The 19293-nt window shown below is 65.7% G+C and carries 17 protein-coding genes; 7 read left to right on the forward strand and 10 right to left on the reverse strand.

Going from position 1 to position 19293, the window contains the following annotated elements; translation table 11 throughout:
* Positions 1-39 precede the first annotated feature (39 nt).
* Genes fadA6 through ipdE1 form a run of 4 tightly spaced genes read right to left on the reverse strand, consistent with a single transcriptional unit; the run spans position 40 to position 3804 of the window.
* Entirely contained in the window at positions 40-1200 is a 1161-nt protein-coding gene (fadA6, locus tag A5791_RS07375; RefSeq protein WP_067233379.1) for a steroid 3-ketoacyl-CoA thiolase FadA6, read from the reverse strand.
* Positions 1193-1825 (reverse strand): TetR family transcriptional regulator KstR2, encoded by a 633-nt coding sequence (gene kstR2, locus A5791_RS07380; RefSeq protein WP_067233382.1) that lies wholly within the window; start codon positions 1823-1825, stop codon positions 1193-1195. The genes fadA6 and kstR2 overlap by 8 nt, the downstream gene beginning before the upstream one ends.
* A gap of 45 nt (positions 1826-1870) precedes the next feature.
* Positions 1871-2659 (reverse strand): (5R,7aS)-5-hydroxy-7a-methyl-1-oxo-2,3,5,6,7,7a-hexahydro-1H-indene-carboxyl-CoA reductase, encoded by a 789-nt coding sequence (gene ipdF / locus A5791_RS07385; protein ID WP_067233385.1) that lies wholly within the window; start codon positions 2657-2659, stop codon positions 1871-1873.
* Entirely contained in the window at positions 2656-3804 is a 1149-nt protein-coding gene (gene ipdE1 / locus A5791_RS07390; RefSeq protein ID WP_067233387.1) for an acyl-CoA dehydrogenase IpdE1, read from the reverse strand. Before ipdE1 ends, ipdF begins: the two co-directional genes overlap by 4 nt.
* A gap of 54 nt (positions 3805-3858) precedes the next feature.
* Here ipdE1 and fadD3 point away from each other — a divergent pair, with 54 nt between their 5' ends.
* Genes fadD3 through A5791_RS07415 form a run of 5 tightly spaced genes read left to right on the forward strand, consistent with a single transcriptional unit; the run spans position 3859 to position 9699 of the window.
* Positions 3859-5403: a 3-((3aS,4S,7aS)-7a-methyl-1,5-dioxo-octahydro-1H-inden-4-yl)propanoate--CoA ligase FadD3 gene (gene fadD3 / locus A5791_RS07395; RefSeq protein WP_067233390.1), complete on the forward strand. Its 1545-nt coding sequence runs from the start codon at positions 3859-3861 to the stop codon at positions 5401-5403.
* Positions 5404-5415: 12 nt separating this feature from the next.
* Positions 5416-6552: an acyl-CoA dehydrogenase family protein gene (locus tag A5791_RS07400; RefSeq protein WP_067233393.1), complete on the forward strand. Its 1137-nt coding sequence runs from the start codon at positions 5416-5418 to the stop codon at positions 6550-6552.
* 9 nt (positions 6553-6561) lie between these two features.
* Positions 6562-7524, forward strand: coding sequence for an acyl-CoA dehydrogenase family protein (locus tag A5791_RS07405; protein ID WP_067233395.1), 963 nt, complete (start codon positions 6562-6564; stop codon positions 7522-7524).
* A 52-nt stretch (positions 7525-7576) separates the two neighbouring features.
* On the forward strand, positions 7577-8536 hold the full coding sequence (locus tag A5791_RS07410; RefSeq protein ID WP_067233398.1) for an acyl-CoA dehydrogenase family protein: 960 nt from the start codon (positions 7577-7579) through the stop codon (positions 8534-8536).
* The gene (locus A5791_RS07415; protein WP_067233400.1) at positions 8533-9699 is read left to right on the forward strand and encodes a pyridoxal phosphate-dependent aminotransferase; all 1167 of its coding nucleotides are present in this window, start codon (positions 8533-8535) and stop codon (positions 9697-9699) included. The genes A5791_RS07410 and A5791_RS07415 overlap by 4 nt, the downstream gene beginning before the upstream one ends.
* On the opposite strand, the gene A5791_RS07420 is transcribed toward A5791_RS07415, so the two are convergent.
* A complete protein-coding gene (locus tag A5791_RS07420; RefSeq protein ID WP_067233403.1) occupies positions 9664-10515 on the reverse strand; it encodes an arylamine N-acetyltransferase in 852 nt (283 codons plus the stop codon). The two genes, A5791_RS07415 and A5791_RS07420, sit on opposite strands and share 36 nt — an antisense overlap.
* 137 nt (positions 10516-10652) lie before the next feature.
* Here A5791_RS07420 and A5791_RS07425 point away from each other — a divergent pair, with 137 nt between their 5' ends.
* On the forward strand, positions 10653-13883 hold the full coding sequence (locus tag A5791_RS07425) for a serine/threonine-protein kinase (protein WP_067233405.1): 3231 nt from the start codon (positions 10653-10655) through the stop codon (positions 13881-13883).
* Between the two features lie 107 nt (positions 13884-13990).
* Entirely contained in the window at positions 13991-14467 is a 477-nt protein-coding gene (locus A5791_RS07430; protein ID WP_067233406.1) for a hypothetical protein, read from the forward strand.
* Positions 14468-14525: 58 nt separating this feature from the next.
* Here A5791_RS07430 and A5791_RS07435 read toward each other — a convergent pair whose 3' ends face one another.
* The 5 genes from A5791_RS07435 to hsaA form a co-directional block, all read right to left on the reverse strand.
* Positions 14526-15359 carry a CHAD domain-containing protein gene (locus A5791_RS07435; protein ID WP_067233407.1) on the reverse strand — a complete coding sequence of 278 codons (834 nt, stop codon included), beginning with the start codon at positions 15357-15359 and terminating at the stop codon, positions 14526-14528.
* 370 nt (positions 15360-15729) lie between these two features.
* A complete protein-coding gene (hsaB, locus tag A5791_RS07440; RefSeq protein ID WP_067233410.1) occupies positions 15730-16296 on the reverse strand; it encodes a 3-hydroxy-9,10-secoandrosta-1,3,5(10)-triene-9,17-dione monooxygenase reductase subunit in 567 nt (188 codons plus the stop codon).
* A 13-nt stretch (positions 16297-16309) separates the two neighbouring features.
* Complete coding sequence (gene hsaC / locus A5791_RS07445) at positions 16310-17212, reverse strand: iron-dependent extradiol dioxygenase HsaC (RefSeq protein WP_067233411.1); 903 nt, start codon at positions 17210-17212, stop codon at positions 16310-16312.
* Complete coding sequence (gene hsaD, locus A5791_RS07450) at positions 17212-18093, reverse strand: 4,5:9,10-diseco-3-hydroxy-5,9,17-trioxoandrosta-1(10),2-diene-4-oate hydrolase (protein ID WP_067233413.1); 882 nt, start codon at positions 18091-18093, stop codon at positions 17212-17214. Before hsaD ends, hsaC begins: the two co-directional genes overlap by 1 nt.
* Positions 18093-19277 carry a 3-hydroxy-9,10-secoandrosta-1,3,5(10)-triene-9,17-dione monooxygenase oxygenase subunit gene (gene hsaA, locus A5791_RS07455; RefSeq protein WP_067233415.1) on the reverse strand — a complete coding sequence of 395 codons (1185 nt, stop codon included), beginning with the start codon at positions 19275-19277 and terminating at the stop codon, positions 18093-18095. The genes hsaD and hsaA overlap by 1 nt, the downstream gene beginning before the upstream one ends.
* Between the last annotated feature and the right edge of the window lie 16 nt (positions 19278-19293).

Raw genomic sequence — 19293 nt, forward strand, 5'->3', positions numbered from 1 at the left:
CCCCGGACTCGCCAGGGGCGGCCGCGATGCGCGGGCAGTTTAGAGGCGTTCGATGATGGTCACGTTGGCGGTGCCGCCACCCTCGCACATGGTCTGCAGCCCGTAACGACCTTCGATGCGCTCGAGCTCGTTGAGCATTGTGGTGAACAGCTTCGCCCCGGTGGCACCCAGCGGATGCCCGAGCGCGATGGCGCCGCCGTTGGGATTGACTTTCTCCGGATCGGCCTTGATCTCCTTGAGCCAGGCCAGAACTACCGGCGCGAAGGCCTCGTTGATCTCGACGGTGTCGATGTCGCCGATGGACAGACCTGTCTTTTCCAGCGCATAGCGGGTGGCGGGGATGGGCCCGGTCAGCATGAACACCGGGTCGGCGGCGCGGGCACTGATGTGGTGGATACGGGCCCGCGGCTTGAGGCCGTGGGTTTTGACGGCCTGCTCGGAAGCCAGCAGTACGGCGCTGGCGCCGTCGGAGATCTGACTGGCCATCGCCGCCGTCAGCCGGCCCCCCTCGACCAGCGGCTTGAGACCGGCCATCTTTTCCAGCGACGACTCACGGGGACCCTCGTCCACCCGGAACGGGCCGGAACCCGTTTCGACAGTGAGGATTTCGTTGTCGAAGTGGCCGCCGCGGATCGCCGCGAACGCGCGCTCATGGCTGGTCAGCGAGTAGCGCTCCATCTCTTCGCGGGACAGGTTCCACTTCTCTGCGATCAACTCCGAGCCGCGGAACTGGGAAATCTCCTGATCGCCGTAGCGATGCAGCCACTGCTTGGATTCGCTCGTCGGCGAGGTGAAGCCGAACTGCTCCCCGACCGTCATCGCCGAAGAGATCGGGATCTGGCTCATGTTCTGCACGCCGCCGGCCACGATGACGTCGGCGGTGCCGGACATGATCGCTTGTGCCCCAAAGGAAATGGCCTGTTGGCTGGAGCCGCACTGCCGGTCTACGGTGACTCCTGGGACCTCTTCGGGATATCCCGCGGCCAGCCATGACAGCCGGGCGATGTTGCCTGCCTGGCCCCCGATGGCGTCGACACAACCGGCGATCACATCGTCGACGGCCGCCGGGTCCACGTCGGCCCGGTCGAGCAGACCGCGCCAGGCCAGGGCACCGAGGTCGACGGGATGTACCCCGGCCAGTGCGCCACCCCGCTTGCCAACCGCGGTACGTACAGCGTCGATGACGTACGCCTCAGTCATTTGTGTCGACTCCTTCGTCAATCTTTTTGGATTCCGCCGTGATCCCGCCCAGCACGATGGCGAGGTATTGCTGCCCCACCTGTTCGGCGGTGAGCGGTCCGCCAGGTTGATACCAGCGCACCGACACCCAGGTGGTGTCCCGGATGAAACGGTAGACGAGGTCAACGTCGAGATCGGACCGGAAGTATCCCTCGTCGATGCCCTGATTGAGCACCTCGACCCACATCTTGCGTTGCTGCCGGTTCATGTCCTCGATGTAAGAGAACCGAGGTTGCGACAACAGCCGCTGGGCCTCGTCCTGATAGATGACGACCTGCGCATGCCGATGCTCGATGGCCTCGAACGATGCCATGAACAGCCCCTTGAGCCGCTCGAGCGGATTGGATTCGCCGTCGACGATCTCCCGATAGCGGGCGAACAACCAGTCCAAAAATCCGCGCAGCAACTCGTCGACCATCTCCTCTTTCGAGGAGAAGTGGTGGTACAAGCTGCCCGACAGGATGCCGGCGCCGTCCGCGATGTCGCGCACGGTGGTGGCCCGCAATCCGCGTTCGGCGAACATCGACGCGGCGAGTTCCAGCAACTCGTCTCGCCGGCTGTTGGCCGAACCGGTCACGCGGTCCATCCGATCAGAGTATCAACCAAGCGCTTGCTTGGCCACCTGCAGGCGTCATGGATGCTGGCTCGATACCGAGATCACCTCGCCAGTGAGATAGCTGGAGTAGTCACTGGCCAGAAACGCGATGGTGGCCGCAACCTCCCACGGCTCTGCGGCGCGGCCGAACGCTTCGCCGGCCGCCAACCGGTCAAGCAGCTCGGCCGGCGTGGTTTTGTCCAGGAACTTGTGCCGCGCGATGCTGGGCGACACCGCGTTGATGCGGACGCCGTACTCGGCGGCTTCGATTGCGCTGCAACGGGTCAGCGCCATCACGCCCGCCTTGGCGGCCGCATAGTGCGCCTGCGAGTGCTGTGCGCGCCAGCCCAGCACGCTGGCATTGTTGACGATCACACCACCGTGCTTCGCCTCGCGGAAATAGCGCAGCGCCGCACGCGTGGCGCGAAACACCGACGTCAGCGTCACATCCAGGACGCGATCCCATTCGTCGTCGGTCATATCGGTCACCGGAGTCTGCCCGCCCAGCCCGGCGTTGTTGACCAGGACGTCGAGGCGGCCCATGCGAGCGGTGGTCGATTCCAGCAGCGCGTCAACCTGGGCGGTGGACGTGACATCGCACAGCACGCTTTCGACCCGGCCCAGCCCCAGCGTGGCAAGTTCTTCGGCCGTCTGCCCCAGCCGTCGTTCGTGATGATCGGAGATCACCACGTCGGCACCCTCGGTCAGGGCGCGACGCGCGGTCGCCGAACCGATGCCGGTGCCCGCGGCCGCGGTTACCACCACCACCTTGCCTTCCAAAAGCCCATGTCCGGCAATCTCTTTGGGCGCCTCCGACAAACTCAACCCTTGACCTCCCTCGGCAGGCCGAGCACCCGCTCGGCAATGATGTTGCGCTGGATTTCGTTGGATCCGCCGTAGATGGTGTCGGCTCGGGTGAACAGGTACAGCCGTTGCCATTCGTCGAATTCGCCGTCGGGCAGGCTCATCCCCGGTTTGCCGACCACGTCCATCGCCAGCTCGCCCAGATCACGATGCCAGTTGGCCCACAACAACTTCGACACATTGTCCTGACCCGGCTGCTCGACATCCATGGTCGCCAGGGCGTAGGAGCGCATGGCCCGCAGCCCGGTCCACGCCCGCGTCAGCCGCCGCCGGATGAACGGATCTTCGGTCGCGCCGTTACGCCGCGCCAGCTCGGCCAGATTGGAAAGCTCACGGGCATACACGATCTGCTGGCCGAGGGTCGAGACGCCGCGCTCGAACGTCAGCGTTCCCATCGCTACCCGCCACCCGTCGCCGGGCTGTCCGACCACCAACGAGGCGTCGGTCCGCGCATCGTCGAAGAACACCTCGTTGAACTCCGCGGTGCCGGTGATCTGGACGATCGGCCGGACCTGGACACCCGGCTGGTCCAGCGGCACCAGCAAATACGACAGCCCAGCATGCCGCTTGGAGCCCTTCTCCGTGCGCGCGACCACAAAACACCACTGCGAGAGGTGCGCGAGCGACGTCCACACCTTCTGGCCGTTGATCACCCACTGATCGCCGTCGAGTTCCGCGGTGGTAGAGACGTTGGCCAGGTCGCTGCCGGCGCCGGGCTCCGAATAGCCCTGGCACCACAGCTCGGTGACATCGAGGATGCGCGGCAAAAAGCGCTGCTGCTGTTCGGGGGTGCCGAACGCGATCAGCGTCGGCCCCAGCAGTTCCTCGCCGAAGTGGTTGACCTTGTCCGGCGCGTCGGCGCGGGCGTACTCCTCGTAGAACGCCACCCGGTGCGCGGTCGACAGTCCGCGTCCACCATGCTCGACCGGCCAGCCCAGGCAGGTCAGTCCGGCTTTGGCCAGATGCCGGTTCCACGCCCGCCGTTCCTCGAAGGCCTCGTGTTCCCGACCGGGGCCGCCGAGACCCTTGAGAGCTGCGAATTCGCCGACGAGATTGTCGGCCAGCCACTGGCGGACCTCCGCCCGGAACTCCTCGACGTCCTGCATGACCTGTAGGCTAACCTACCAAGCACTTGCTTTGTTAGCCCAGGAGCGTCACCAATGTCGAGCGATCCCCGCACCGTGCCCGCGGCGCTGGATCGTTTGGCGCGCCGGTTGCCCGACCACGACGCGCTGATCACCGAGGATCGCAGCTTCACGGCCGCGTCGCTGCGCGACGAGGTCTACCGTGCGTCCGCTGCGCTGATCACCCTCGGTGTGCAGCCGTTAGACCGGGTTGCCATCTGGTCGCCGAACACCTGGCACTGGGTGGTGGCCTGCCTGGCGATCCACCACGCCGGCGCCGCCATGGTGCCCTTGAACACGCGTTATACGGCCGAGGAAGCCGCCGACATCCTGGGCCGGACCGGTGCGCCGGTGCTGTTCGCGGCGGGCCGGTTCCTCGGCGCCGACCGGGCGAGCAACCTCGACCGCCCGAACTCTCAAGCGTTGCCCGCGCTGCGGCACATCGTGCGGATTCCCATCGAGGAAAACGACGGCACGTGGGACGACTTCATGGCTGCCGGTGGCGACCCCGCCGAGGTGGTCACCCGCGCCGCCGCCGTCACCCCCGACGACGTCAGCGACATTCTGTTCACCTCCGGCACCACCGGCCGCAGCAAAGGCGTGCTGTGCGCCCACCGGCAGTCGTTGGCCGGGTCGGCGTCCTGGGCGGCCAACGGCAAGATCACCAGCGACGACCGCTACCTGTGCATCAATCCGTTCTTCCATAACTTCGGCTACAAGGCCGGCATTCTGGCCTGCCTGCAAACCGGGGCGACGCTGATCCCGCACCTGACTTTCGATCCGTTGCGCACGCTGCAGGCAATCGAGCGACACCGCATCACTGTGCTGCCCGGGCCGCCGACCATCTACCAGACGCTGCTCGACCACCCAGCGCGCCGCGACTACGACCTGAGCTCGCTGCGCTTCGCTGTCACCGGCGCGGCCACCGTGCCCGTGGTGCTGGTGGAACGCATGCAGTCCGAACTCGACATCGACATCGTGCTGACGGCCTACGGACTGACCGAGGCCAACGGCATGGGGACCATGTGCCGCGCCGAAGACGACGCGGTGACCGTGGCCACCACATGCGGACGGCCCTTCGCCGACTTCGAATTGCGCATCGACGCGCAAAACGGCTCTGCAACAGGAGAAGTCCTGCTGCGCGGACCGAACGTGATGTTGGGCTACCTGGACGACCCGGAAGCAACCGCCGCCGCCATCGACGCCGACGGATGGCTGCACACCGGCGACATCGGAACCGTCGACGACGCCGGCAACCTGCGAATCACCGACCGGCTAAAGGACATGTACATCTGCGGCGGGTTCAACGTCTACCCCGCCGAGGTCGAGCAGGTGCTGGCCCGGATGGACGGCGTGGTCGACGCTGCGGTGATCGGTGTTCCCGACGAGCGACTGGGCGAGGTCGGCCGAGCGTTCGTGGTCGCCCGGCCCGGCGCCGGCCTCGACGAGGCGTCGGTGATCGCCTACACCCGTGAGCATCTGGCGAACTTCAAGGCACCGCGATCGGTGCGGTTCGTCGACGCGTTGCCCCGCAATGCCGGCGGCAAAGTGGTCAAACCCCAACTGCGAGAACTGGACTGAAACGGACCTGAAATGGACCTCGCATTCGACGAAGAGACGCTGGCCTTCCAGGCCGAAGTCCGGGACTTCCTCTCCGCCAACCGGGAGTCGATCCCCACCAAGTCCTACGACAACGCGGAAGGCTTTGCCCAGCACCGTCGTTGGGATCGAGTGCTTTTCGACGCCGGCCTGTCGGTCATCACCTGGCCGGAGAAGTACGGCGGCCGCGACGCACCGCTGCTGCACTGGGTGGTGTTCGAGGAGGAGTACTTCCGCGCCGGGGCGCCGGGAAGGGCCAGCGCCAACGGCACTTCGATGCTGGCCCCCACGCTGTTCACGCACGGTACCGAAGACCAGCTGGACCGCATTCTGCTCAAAATGGCCAGTGGCGAACAGATTTGGGCGCAGGCCTGGTCGGAACCCGAATCCGGCAGCGACCTGGCGTCGCTGCGGTCCACCGCTACCCGGACGGACGGCGGCTGGCTGCTCAACGGACAGAAGATCTGGAGTTCGCGAGCCCCCTTCGCCGAGATGGGCTTCGGGCTGTTCCGGTCCGATACCGCGGCCGAAAGACATAGCGGGCTGACATATTTTATGTTCGACCTGAAGGCCAAGGGCGTCACGGTGCGCCCGATCGTCCAGCTGGGCGGCGACACCGGATTCGGTGAAATCTTCCTCGACGACGTCTTCGTTCCCGACGAGGACGTCATCGGGACCCCGAACGACGGATGGCGCGCGGCCATGTCCACGTCAAGCAACGAACGCGGTATGTCGTTGCGCAGTCCGGCCCGTTTTCTCGCCGTGGCAGAACGGCTGGTGCAGCTGTGGAAGGACCGCGGCTCGCCACCGGAGTTCGCCGAACGGGTTGCCGACGGATGGATCAGGGCCCAGGCCTACCGACTGCAAACCTTCGGCACGGTCACCAGGCTGGCCAGCGGCGGAGAGTTGGGCGCCGAATCGTCGGTGACCAAGGTGTTCTGGTCCGAACTCGACGTCGAACTGCATCAGACCGCGCTGGACCTCCTCGCCGCCGACGGAGAGCTCGCCGGCCGGTGGACCGAAGGCCTGCTGTTCGCCTTGGGCGGGCCCATCTACGCCGGCACCAACGAAATCCAGCGCAATATCATTGCGGAACGGCTGCTGGGTCTGCCTCGAGAAAAGAAGGGGTAGAAAACGCTGATGGAATTCGCACTCGACGAACAGCAACGCGACTTCGCCGCCAGCATCGACGCCGCTCTCGGCGCCGCGGACCTGCCCGGCGCGGTGCGTGCGTGGTCAGCGGGCGACGTCACACCCGGCCGCAAGGTTTGGGAACAGTTGGCCAACCTCGGCGTCACCGCCCTGCTGGTGCCGGAGAAGTTCGACGGTATCGAGGCTCATCCGGTCGACCTGGTGGTGGCCCTCGAACGACTCGGCCGCTGGTGCGTGCCTGGCCCGGTCGCCGAATCCATTGCCGTGGCACCGGTTTTGCTTGCTGAAGACGGTCGCTGTGCCGAGCTGGCTTCCGGTGAGTTGATCGCCACCGTCGCAATGCCACCGCACGTACCGCGCGCCGTCGACGCCGATACGGCCGGGCTGGTGCTACTGGCCGACGGCAGCACAGTCGCCGAGGCCGAAGCCGGCACAGAGTATGAGTCCGTCGACCCCAGCCGTCGCCTCTACGACGTCGCAGCAACCGGCGCGAGCTGGCAGGCCTCAAAGGGAGAAGTCACGCGAGCCTACGAGTTGGGCGTGCTGGCCACCGCGGCGCAGCTCGTCGGCGCAGCACAGTCGCTGCTCGACGCGGCCGTCGACTACGCCAAGCAGCGCTCTCAGTTCGGCCGGGTGATCGGCTCGTATCAGGCGATCAAACACAAACTCGCAGACGTGCATATCGCCATCGAGCTGGCTCGTCCGCTGGTCTATGGCGCCGCTTTGGCGCTGGCCGATGAACCGGCCGCGAGCGCCCGCGCGGTAAGCGCCGCCAAAGTTGCCGCCGCGGAGGCGGGCCTGCTGGCCGCGCGCTCTGCCCTCCAGACTCATGGCGCCATCGGGTTCACCCAGGAACATGACCTGTCACTATGGCTGCTGCGGGTGCAGGCGTTGCGGTCGGCGTGGGGTACGCCGCAGGAGCACCGCCGACGAGTCCTGGAGGCGCTGTAATGACCTTCGCCGGCGACGATGCAGAACGAAGTGATGAGGAGGAGCGGCGCAATTGACGGAAGAACGGGAGATGCTGCGGGACACCGTTGCAAATCTGGTCGCCAAGCACGCGAACCCGTCGGCCGTGCGTGCGGCAATGGAGTCCGACCGCGGCTACGACGAGTCGCTGTGGCAGTTGCTTTGCGAACAGGTCGGGGCAGCCGCGCTGGTGGTCCCCGAGGAGTTGGGCGGCGCGGGCGGTGAACTAGCCGATGCCGCAACGGTTTTGCAGGAGCTGGGACGGACGCTGGTGCCCTCCCCGTTGCTGGGTACCACGCTGGCCGAACTGGCCCTGCTCGCCGCGCCGGAACCAGACGCCGAGACGTTGGAGGCGCTGGCCAGCGGAAGCTCGGTCGGGGCGCTGGTGATTGATCCCGACTATGTCGTCAACGGTGATATCGCCGACGTCGTCGTCGCCGCGATGGACGGTCGGCTGAGCAGATGGACGCGGGTCACTGCCCAACCCGTCGCCACCATGGACCCCACTCGCAGGCTGGCCAAGGTGCAGCCCGACGACACCGAATTCCTGGCCGCCGACCCGGGCCTGGCCGACACGGCGGCCATCCTGCTGGCCGCCGAACAAATCGGCGCCGCCGAACGGTGCCTGGAACTCACCGTCGAATACGCCAAGAGCCGAGTGCAATTCGGCCGGCCGATCGGCAGCTTTCAGGCGCTGAAGCACCGGATGGCCGACCTCTATGTCAAGGTGGCCGCGGCCAGGGCGGTCGTCAATGACGCGTGCAACGACCCCACGGCTACCAATGCCGCGACTGCGCGTCTGGCCGCCAGCGAGACGCTGTCCACCGTGGCCGCCGAGGGCATCCAGATACACGGCGGCATTGCGATCACCTGGGAACACGACATGCATCTGTATTTCAAACGCGCACATGGTAGTTCGCAGCTGCTGGCCTCGCCGAGCGAGTTGCTGCTTCAGCTGGAATCCCAGGTCTGTGCGGCGGCATCCGCCCCGTGAACGACCGGGTGGCATTGCGCGCCGGCATTCCACCGTTTTATGTGATGGATGTCTGGCTGGCGGCCGCGGAGCGCCAGCGCACCCACGGCGATCTGGTGAACCTGTCGGCGGGCCAGCCCAGCGCGGGTGCCCCCGAGCCGGTTCGGGCCGCAGCCGCCGCCGCACTGCATCTCAACCAACTGGGTTATACTGTCGCACTGGGCATTCCGGAACTGCGGACTGCGATAGCGACGGATTACCAGCGCCAGTATGGAATAGAGGTCGAGCCCGACGCGGTGATTGTCACCACCGGATCGTCGGGTGGGTTCCTGCTCGCCTTTCTGGCCTGCTTTGACGTCGGGGATAGGGTGGCGCTGGCCAGCCCCGGCTATCCCTGTTATCGAAACATTCTGTCGGCGTTGGGGTGTGAGGTCGTAGAGATCCCATGCGGGCCCGAGACGCGGTTTCAGCCCACTGCGCAGATACTCGCTGAACTCGACCCGCCGGTACAGGGCGTCATCGTCGCCAGCCCGGCCAATCCCACCGGGACGGTCATACCGCCCGGTGAGTTGTCCGCGATCGCGTCGTGGTGTGACAGCTCCGGGGTGCGACTGATCAGCGATGAGGTTTATCATGGCCTGGTTTACCCGGGGGCGCCAGCGACCAGCTGCGCATGGCAGACCTCGCGAAATGCCGTGGTAGTCAACAGCTTTTCCAAGTATTACGCGATGACCGGCTGGCGGCTGGGCTGGCTGCTGGTTCCGGCCGAGCTGCGTCGTGCAGTGGACTGCCTGACCGGCAACTTCACCATCTGCCCCCCGGTGCTGTCGCAATTCGCCGCGGTTTCCGCGTTCACCCCGGAGTCCACCGCCGAGGCAGACGGCAACCTACAGCACTACACGAGCAACCGCTCGCTGGTGCTCGACGGGCTGCGCGCGATCGGGATCGACCGGTTGGCACCCACCGACGGCGCGTTCTACGTGTACGCCGACGTCTCGGACTTCACCGATGACTCGCTGTCGTTCTGCTCAAAGCTGTTGGGTGACACCGGCGTTGCGATCGCACCGGGCATCGACTTCGATCCGGCGCGTGGGAATCGGTTTGTCCGGCTGTCGTTCGCCGGGCCGACGAGCGACCTCGAGGAAGGCTTACGGCGAATCGGGCGCTGGTTGAGCGTCCAGTAGCCGGTCGATACGTGCTTCGAGCACACTGCGCTCGCCGACATCCGCGACGTTGATCCCGAACCGGTCACTGAGCACCTCGATCACCGCCGCGGAATCGTCCAGCCGGATCTTCTCGGTCTCGCCGTTTCGGTGGACGGTCAGGTTGCGGTCAGCGAGGTTGCACCGGGCGTCGTCGGTGACCCTCGCCACCATCAGATTGGTCACGAACTGCGACGACGGGTGCGTCGAGACGAACCAGCTCCCCACCTTCAGATCGATCATCGGCGCCGTCCTGGTGGTGAATTCATACAGCGACTGCCACTCGTCGCGCAGCTGCGCCTGCAACACCAGCCCGTCGCCGCGGTCCTCGAGGCGATAGGGTTCGCGCGTTGTCTGCTGGACGCTGCCCGTTTCCAAGCGAATCGGCGACGTCGGCGTCTGCCCGCCGAAGCCGACGTCGACGAGAAAAGACCCGTGCGAACCGGGGAAGGTAACGGCGAGCACGGTGTGGGTCTGCGCCGGCAACGGGGCGCCGGGCGGCGCCATCCACACCACGCGGCCGGCCAATCTGCGCACCCCAAAGCCGATTTCCGCCAGTACGTAACCCATCAAACCGTTTTGCTCGTAGCAGTAGCCACCCCGACGCCGGCGCACCAGCTTGTCGAACAGCGCGTCGGCACTGAGGTCGTCGACCGGCACGCCCAGCAGCGGATCCAAATTTTCGAACGGAATGCTTTTGGTGTGAGCCGTGACGAGATTCTGCAATACTTCCAGGCTCGGCACGACGACGCCGCAGTAGTTGACGCGGTCGAAGTATCGGGTCAGCTCCAGTGCCATACGGCCATTCTGGCCTGAGCAATATTCATATTCCGGAGGGCGCCCTGAAACGTTCGCCAAACCGGTCCCGCTGAGTTGACGTTTAGCTAGTCTTGACCTCGCGAACGACCCATCGCATTGGAGGGTGAGGCCAAGATATGGCTGATCGACCCACAACCGGCTCAGGCCGCCCGTCAAGCGGGCTCGCGGAGGAGCTGGCGGAAGCCGGATTCGAGAATGCACAACAGGTGGCTCGGGGCGGCGCCGGGGTGATCTACCGCTGTTACGAAACGGCGCTCGGCCGAAACGTTGCTGTCAAGGTCCTGCCGTCGCATTTCGACGAGGAGAGCCGGGAGCGTTTTCTGCGAGAGGGCTACGCGATGGGCGGGCTCTCCGGGCATCCGAACATCGTTCATATCCTGCGCGTCGGGGTGACTCCGAGCGGCAAGCCCTACATCGTGATGCCCTACCACGCCGCGGATTCGCTGGCGGTGCGGTTACGCCATGAAGGGCCCCTCCCATGGCCCGAGGCGTTGCGGATCGCCGTGAAGCTTTGCGGCGCATTGGAGACCGCGCACAAGACCGGAACGTTACACCGCGATATCAAACCTGCGAATGTGCTCGTCAACGATTACGGCGAACCGTTATTGAGTGACTTCGGGATCGCGCACATCGAGGGCGGATATGAGACGGCCACCGGGTTCTTCTCCGGCACAATTGACTACACCGCGCCCGAGGTGATGACCGGTAATCCGGCAACGGTCGCGTCCGATCTTTACTCACTTGGCGCAACCATTTATGCGCTCATTGCGGGCGGTGCCGCGCACGAGCGCAAGAGCGGTGAAGACCTCATTGCTCAGTACCTGCGGATAAGTACCAGCCGGGTCCCGGATATGCGTCCGGAAGGAATCCCGGATGCGGTGTGCTCGGCGATCGAGAAAGCGATGTCGATCGATCCTGCGGCACGGCCGGTGTCTGCGGAGCAGTTCGGCCGCGAGCTGCAGGCCGCGCAGCGCAGCTGTGGCTTCAAACCCGATTCGATGGCAATCACTAACACCGCTACTGGTTCGAGCCACACGGTCGTCACGCCGACAGGTGTCGCTCGACCGCCCAGCGGGCAGACCGCCGCGCAGACAGCGATGCAATCAGCGACTGCGGCTGAGTCCAGCATTCACGGGTCGACGCAACATATTGCAGATCCGATCGGCTCAACGTCCTCGGTCCGGCAGCCGATCGGTCCGGAAGCGGGATCCGCTGGTCGCGAGGAGTTCTCGCAAGCCGCCGACGTCCTGCGCGGTGGCCGCGGCTTACAACCACCACCGCCCGTCTCGCCCCCGACGGGCGCAACTCAAGTAGTTCCGCCATACGCCGACCCGACCAGCATCTCGACGCCATCGGGCACCACACGACCGCCTTCAGGCCCGCCCAGCGGCCCACCGTCGCCAAGGCCAACGGGTCCGGTCCCGCCCAGCGGCAGGAGATCGGGTCTGGCGGGGTGGTTCGCCGAGCCGGGAAAGAAATCGAATCGGATAGCCATGGCCGTCGCGGCGGTCCTCGCGGTCGTCCTGTTGGTCGTCGGCGGTCTCTATCTGCTGACGGGCAATAAAAAGAACGACCACAACGTCGCGAGTCAGCCCAGCACCCAAGCCCCGGTCCAATGGAAGGCGATTACGAACGCGCCCATCGCGCGCGACGCGGCGGCGACCACCCAGACCGACGGCACGATCTGGATCTTCGGCGGCATCCGGGCCGACGGTGCCGTCACCGCTGTGCACGAGGGCTACGACCCGGTCGTCGACGCGTGGAAGGCCGGCGCCGATCTACCGGCCGGTGTTCAGCACGCCATGGCGGTGACATGGCAGGACAACCCGATAGTGCTCGGCGGCCAGCGGACGGAGAGCGGCAACAGAGTCGCAACCGACAAGGTGTGGCGAGTAGTCAACGGTCAGTGGGTGGAGTTGCCTCATTTGTTGCAGCCAAGGTCGGCGGGGGCAGCGGCGGCCGTGGGAGACCGCATCATCGTGACCGGCGGTGTGGGTGCGAACGGAGCACTGCTCAACACCACCGAAATCTTCGACGGCACCGCGTGGACCCTGGGCCCACCGATACCGACGCCTCGACAGCTGCTGGCCGGGGCCTCGGACGGAAAGCTGATGTACGCGGTCGGCGGATCGAACGGCAACGCGGACCTGACGACGGTCGAGGCGTATGACCCGGCGGCGAAATCCTGGACGGCGTTGGCCGGACTTCCTCAGCCGCGCAGCGACCTCGGTGTGGCAATCGCCGACGGGCGCTTGGTGGCTGTGGGCGGCGTGTCAAATGGAGAAGTCCTCAAGAGCGTTTCGGTGCTGGATCTGATGGCGAAAACCTGGGACGCCTTACCGGACATGGCCAGCCCGAGGCACGGTATGGCGGTCGACGCGGTGGACAAGGCCGTATATGCGGTCGGCGGGTCGACCGCAGTCGGAGACGGTCAGGTGGTCGCCACGGCGGAAGTGCTGAACTTGCCGGCCCGCAAGATTCAGCCCGCGTCGCAATGGCGTTCCCTGCCGGACGCCCCGACCGCCCGGCTGATGATGGCGTGGGCCGTGCTCAACGACAAGATCTGGATCATGGGTGGCCTTCGCAACGGCGTACCGCTGCAGACGGTCGAAAGCTACGACCCGAAGACGGGCGTCTGGCAGCCCGGACCGCCTCTGCCGATCCCACTGCATCACGCCGCCGCGGCGACCTACCGCGGCGAGGTGGTGGTACTCGGGGGCGAAAGCGAAAAGAACATCGGCAACGGGACCAACAAAGTGTTCGCGCTGCGTGGCAACAATTGGGTGGAGTTGCCGAGCCTCAAGCACGCACGCGTGGCGCCGGCCGCCGCAGTGGTCGGGGACAAACTCGTGGCTGTCGGCGGGCAGAGCGCCAAGCAGCTCGTCCCGCAGACCGAGGTCTTCGACGGCAGTTCGTGGAAGGACGCCGCCGACATGCCGACCCCTCGAGAGCACCTGGCGGCGGTGTCCGACGGCACCTACCTCTACGCGATTGGCGGTAGGTTCCTGTCCGCTTCCAAGAACACCGCGGCGCTCGAGCAGTTCGATCCGGCGTCGGGGAAATGGACGAAGCTGGTGGGTATGCCGACTCCGCGCGGCAGCTACGGCGCGGCGTATATCGACGGCCGGATCGTGGTGGTCGGCGGGGAAGAGCCGACGCAGGTGGTGAACGTGGTCGAGATGTACGACATCGCCGACAAGAAGTGGAGCACCCTCACTCCGATGCCCACCTCGCGTCATGCGGAGGTGGTCGCAACGGTCGGCAACACGGTCTACGTCATCGGCGGAGCGAACCGGCCATCCCATGAAGGCCCGATCGCGACGGTCGAGGCGTTGGACTTCATGTAGCTTTCCGTGCACGACGGTTTCGCTTGTTTTAGTTATGTCGAATATGGGGATTCGGTAGGGACGGCTGCAGCCAGCAACCACAAACCGTCTGTCAAACGGAGCTCAACATGAGTACCAGCAATACCGTCTGGATCGTGATTGCCGCGGTCGTGGCCATCTTGGTCATCGCGGCCCTGGTCTTCGCGGCCAGCCGGGCATCCAGAAGCCGCCGTCAACGGCAGGCCGAACAAATCCGCGAACAGGCCAGACTCGAGACGGCCAAGCTCGAACGTCGGGAGGCGCTGGCCGAGGAAACAGCCGCCAAGGCGCGTGCTGCGCAAGCAGAGGCCGAGGTCAAGGCCGCCGAGGCCGCCAGGCTGCAGGAACGAGCAGCCAAGCATCAAAGCGAAACCGCCGCCTCGCGTGAACAACTTGACGAGCAGTGGAACCGCGCCGACAGCATCGACCCGGGTGTCAAGAAGGACGCACGTGAAGACCGGGATCGGTCGGTGCCGGGCCGCCACGAGGTGTCGGGCGACGAATCATACGAACCGACAACCGATGCGGAGACGGGCGGGCACGACCATCGTGCCCCATCCGCCTGAGCCAGCTGTCCGCGTGACGCTACTGCGAAATTTCCCCCTTTGATATTTCGCAGTAGCGTCACGCCCCCCGGCCGTAACGTCGGGCATCTTGACGGCACCGGCGAGCGATCTCTTGCTCGCGCGCGTACAGCAAGCCGTAGGTGAAGCCGTTCTCGCCTCCGGCCGTTCCCGCGGTGATGCCGAGCTGCCGGAGCGTCTCAGCGGCGACCACAGTGTCCTGATGATCGCCGAGCACAGTTTGAATGTGCTTGTAACGCTTGACCGCTCGTTTCGCGGACTTGTCCAGCGGCCTATACAGCTCGGCGGCGTAGCGGGCACGTTTGGCGGCTTTCCGGGCCCGGTGCAGCAGAGCACCGTCGCCGGTTCGGCTCTGAAGGGCCGATGCCCGCCGACGATCCGCCTTCCGCTGGGCACGCCGGGCCTGCTTCCACAGGTCCTTGGCGGTGATGTCCTGGTCAACGGGCGGTTCGACGCGTAACTGCCGCAACCGGGCCACCAGAGCGGCGTAGCGCTCGGAATCCATCGCCTCACTCACCCGAGTGCGCGCCGGCAGCTCGACGCCCTGCAGATGGTTGCGGATCCGCGCCCGGACGGGGCCCAGGATCAATTCGTCGGGCATTTCGTCGAGCGCATCGCCGAACCGGCGTTGCTGCACCTGGCAATCGCGGACTTCGCCCAGCAGCCCGGCGCACCACTTCAGTTCGGCGTCGAGGTCGCCGACGGCCGCCTTGTCCAGCGCCTTGCCGAATACCCGCAGTGTGCTCCGAAACCGCCGGATCGCCACGCGCGTGTCGTGGATGGGGTCTTCTCCACGACGCAGGCCTAGGTCACCGGCCATTATCTGATCGATCTGGGTATTCAGGTAACCGGCAAGCGCCCGCGTGGCCTGCATTCTCGAAGCATTGCCGATTCGGGGAGTCCCAAACATTCGGAGCCGGCCCGACGGTGGCGCGAAAACTCAAGCGCGATAGCCCGATTGTCCGCCTCTCCCCCGCATGCAGGCTGGTTCGAAATTGGCGCGCTACACCACCGAATTGGCCTGTCACACCGGTCACTCATCACCGGAGAAGATGCTTAGGTCTTTTGTCCACCTGAAAGCGACAAATCGACTTGCCGCGCACCGATTGTCGCTTCGAGCTGGACAAAAGACACACGTCCGAAATTCCGTGACGGATGGGACTCGTGATAAATGCGCGCCGAACCGGTGAGCGGTGGGGTACCCCGCTTCAGGCCCGCCCCACCTCGTGCGTCTTCGCGGCGCGCTATAGCCAGGTGTCCTGGGTGGTAGTGGTGAGGAAGGCTTCCAGGTCGTCGCGCCACTGAGCCGGAGTGGTCTTGTCCGGCTCGATGCCGGTGTAGTCGCCGCGATAGAACAGCAGCGGCCGCGGCTTGATCCTGGGAACCTCGGACAGCGAAGCGACCGCGCCGAACACCACGAAGTGGTCGCCGCCGTCGTGGACGGAAGCCACCGTGCAGTCGATGTACGCCAGCGAGCCATCGATGATCGGCGAACCCAGTGGCGAAGCGCGCCAATCGATTCCGGCGAACTTGTCGGGTTCCTTGGAGCCAAACCGCGCCGAAACGTCCTTCTGCTGCTCGGTCAGCACGTTGACGCAGAACCGCCCGCTGGCCTCGATGGCCTTCCAGGACCGCGACACCTTGGTGGGGCAGAACAGCACCAGCGGCGGGTCGAGTGACAGCGCCGCGAATGACTGACACGCAAAGCCGATCGGGACGTCGTCGTGCACCGTGGTGATGATCGTGATTCCGGTGCAGAACTGACCGAGCACGCTGCGGAACGTGCGCGGGTCAATCGGCGCGGCAGCCATTTTCGCTATCGGGTTAGCCGCGCGCGCCGACGGTGAAGTCGTGGCCCCACAGGCTGACGGCGGTGCTCTCCCGGGCGATCCAGTCGTGGTCTTCGACTTGCCTGCCCTCGCAACCGAATTCGACGTCGAAGCCACCGGGTGTCTTCATGTAGAACGACAGCATCAGGTCGTTGACGTGGCGGCCCAGGGTGGCCGACATCGGCACCTTTCGGCGCAGTGCCCGGTCCAGGCACAGGCCCACGTCGTCAGCGTTCTCCACCTCGACCATCAAATGCACGATCCCACTGGGCGTCGGCAGCGGCAGGAAGGCCAGGCTGTGGTGACGCGGGTTGCAGCCGAAGAAGCGCAGCCATGCCGGCGCGCCGTCGGCGGGGCGTCCCACCATCTGCGGGGGCATCCGCATCGAGTCACGCAGCTTGAATCCCAGCACATCCCGATAGAAGTGCAGCGCCTCGGCGTCGTCGCGGGTGGTGAGCACCACGTGCCCCAAGCCCTGCTCACCGGTGACGAACTTGTGGCCGTAGGGGCTGACCACCCGACGGTGTTCCAGCGCCGCACCGTGAAACACCGCCAGTGGATTGCCTGACGGGTCGGAGAACAGAATCATCTCGTCCACTCGCCGTTCGGCGAGTTCGGCGGCGGTGGCCTCCTTGTACGGCGTCCCCTCGACGTCGAGCCGGTTCCGGATCTCTTGCAGGCCTTCGGCATTCGCGCATTCCCAGCCGGCCTCCGCGAGCCGGTCCTGCTTGCCGGGCACGATCACCAGCCGAGCCGGAAAGTCATCCATCCGCAGATAGAGAGCGCCCTCGGTCGCGCCCTTGCCCTCGACCATGCCGAGAACTTTCAGGCCGTACTCGCGCCACGCCGACATGTCGGTGGCCTCGATGCGCAGCCAGCCCAGCGAGCGAATGCTCATCACGCACCTCCCAGGAAATCGATGGTGAGCTTGTTGAACTCGTCGAACTTCTCTACCTGCGCCCAGTGTCCACATTGCCCGAAGACGTGCAGTTGCGCACGCGGAATGGTCTTCAGCGCCACGAGCGCCCCGTCCAGCGGATTGACCCGATCCTCGCGGCCCCAGATCAGCAGCACCGGCTGCCGCAGTTTGTACACCTCGCGCCACATCATGCCGAGCTCGAAATCGGCCCCGCCGAACGACATTCCCATTGCCCGGGTAGCGGTCAGTGATTCCGGCGTGCTTGCCAACTCGAAACGCTGATCCACCAGTTCGGGGGTGATCATCTTCTGGTCGTAGACCATCACCCGCAGGAACGCCTCCAAATTCTCGCGGGTGGGCTCGACGGAGAACTTGCCGAGCCGCTTCACGCCCTCGGTCGGGTCGGGCGCAAACAGGTTGACGCTCAGCCCGCCCGGGCCCATCAGCACCAGCCGCCCGGCCCGGTCCGGATAGTCCAGCGCAAACCGGACCGCGGTGCCACCGCCCAGTGAATTGCCAACCAGCGGAACCCGACCCAGCTGCAGCTGGTCGAAAAGCCCCTTCAGCGCCCGCGCCGCGTACCGGTTGAACTGGCCGTGCTCGGCTCGCTTGTCGGAGTGACCGTAGCCCGGCTGGTCGACGGCCAGCACATGGAAACGCCGGGCCAGCACCGCGATGTTGCGGGAAAAATTCGTCCAGCTCGATGCGCCGGGGCCGCCGCCGTGCAGCAGGACGATCGTCTGGTCGTTGCCTGCGCCGGCTTCGTGGTAGTGCAGCTTCAGCGGTCCGTCGACATCCACTTCTGCGAAGCGAGAGGTGGATTCGAACGTCAGGTCCTCTGTCGTGGCGGTCACCGGCATCAAACCATCGTGTCGCCGGGCGGCAACCCGAACTCGTGGTTCCCGAAGATCACGTATGCCCGTTCGGGGTCGTTGGCCGCGTGCACCCGGCCGGCGTGTGCGTCGCGCCAGAAGCGCTGCACCGGTTGATCATTGGCCAGCGCGGTGGCACCGGACGCCTCGAACAACCGGTCGATCGAAGCGATCGCGCGCCCGGTCGCCCGCACCTGGTCACGACGAGCACGGGCTCGCAGGTCGAAGGGAATCTCCTTGCCGGCCGCCAACAGCGCGTACTCGTCGCCGACGTTTCCGATCAGCTGTCGCCACGCGGCGTCGATGTCGCTGGCCGCCTCGGCAATTCGCACCTTGGCGAACGGGTCGTCCTTGGCCTTCTCGCCGGCGAACGCCGCGCGCACGCGCTTGCCCTGGTGCTCGACATGCGCGTCGTACGCGCCGTAGGCCATACCCACGATCGGCGCCGAGATAGTGGTGGGATGCATTGTGCCCCAAGGCATCTTGTACACCGGCGCGGTATTCGTCCGGTATCCGCCGGCGGTGCCGTCGTTCATCGCCTTGTAGGACAGGAACCGGTGCCGCGGCACGAAGACATCCTTGACCACGAGCGTGTTGCTACCGGTTCCGCGCAATCCGACGACATGCCACACGTCGTCGATGCGGTATTCGCTGCGGGGGATCAGGAAGCTGCCGAAGTCCACAGGGCGGCCGTCCTTGATCACCGGGCCGCCCACGAATGTCCAGGAGGCATGGTCGCAACCCGACGACCAGTTCCACGACCCGTTCACCAGGTATCCGCCGTCTACCACGACGCCCGCACCCATCGGGGCGTACGACGACGAGATGCGGGTCTTGGGGTCCTCGCCCCACACCTCCTCCTGGGCCTGCTGGTCGAACAGCGCCAGATGCCAGTTGTGCACGCCGACGATCGAGCTCACCCAGCCGGTGGATCCGCATGCGCTCGCAATACGTCGCGTCGCCTCGTAGAACAGCGTCGGATCGCATTGCAGGCCACCCCATTGTTCCGGCTGCAGCAGGGTGAAGAAGCCCACCTCGTCGAGCTCCTGGACCGTCTCTTCGGGCAGCCGGCGCAGGTCCTCCGTTGCCTGGGCGCGCTCCCGAATCTTGGGAAGCAGATCATCGATGGCGGCCAACACCGACTGCGCGTCGCGCTGTTGAATGGACGTCACTTACGTTTGCCTCCTG

The sequence above is a fragment of the Mycobacterium sp. 852002-51163_SCH5372311 genome (assembly GCF_001667115.1).
Classification (GTDB): domain Bacteria; phylum Actinomycetota; class Actinomycetes; order Mycobacteriales; family Mycobacteriaceae; genus Mycobacterium.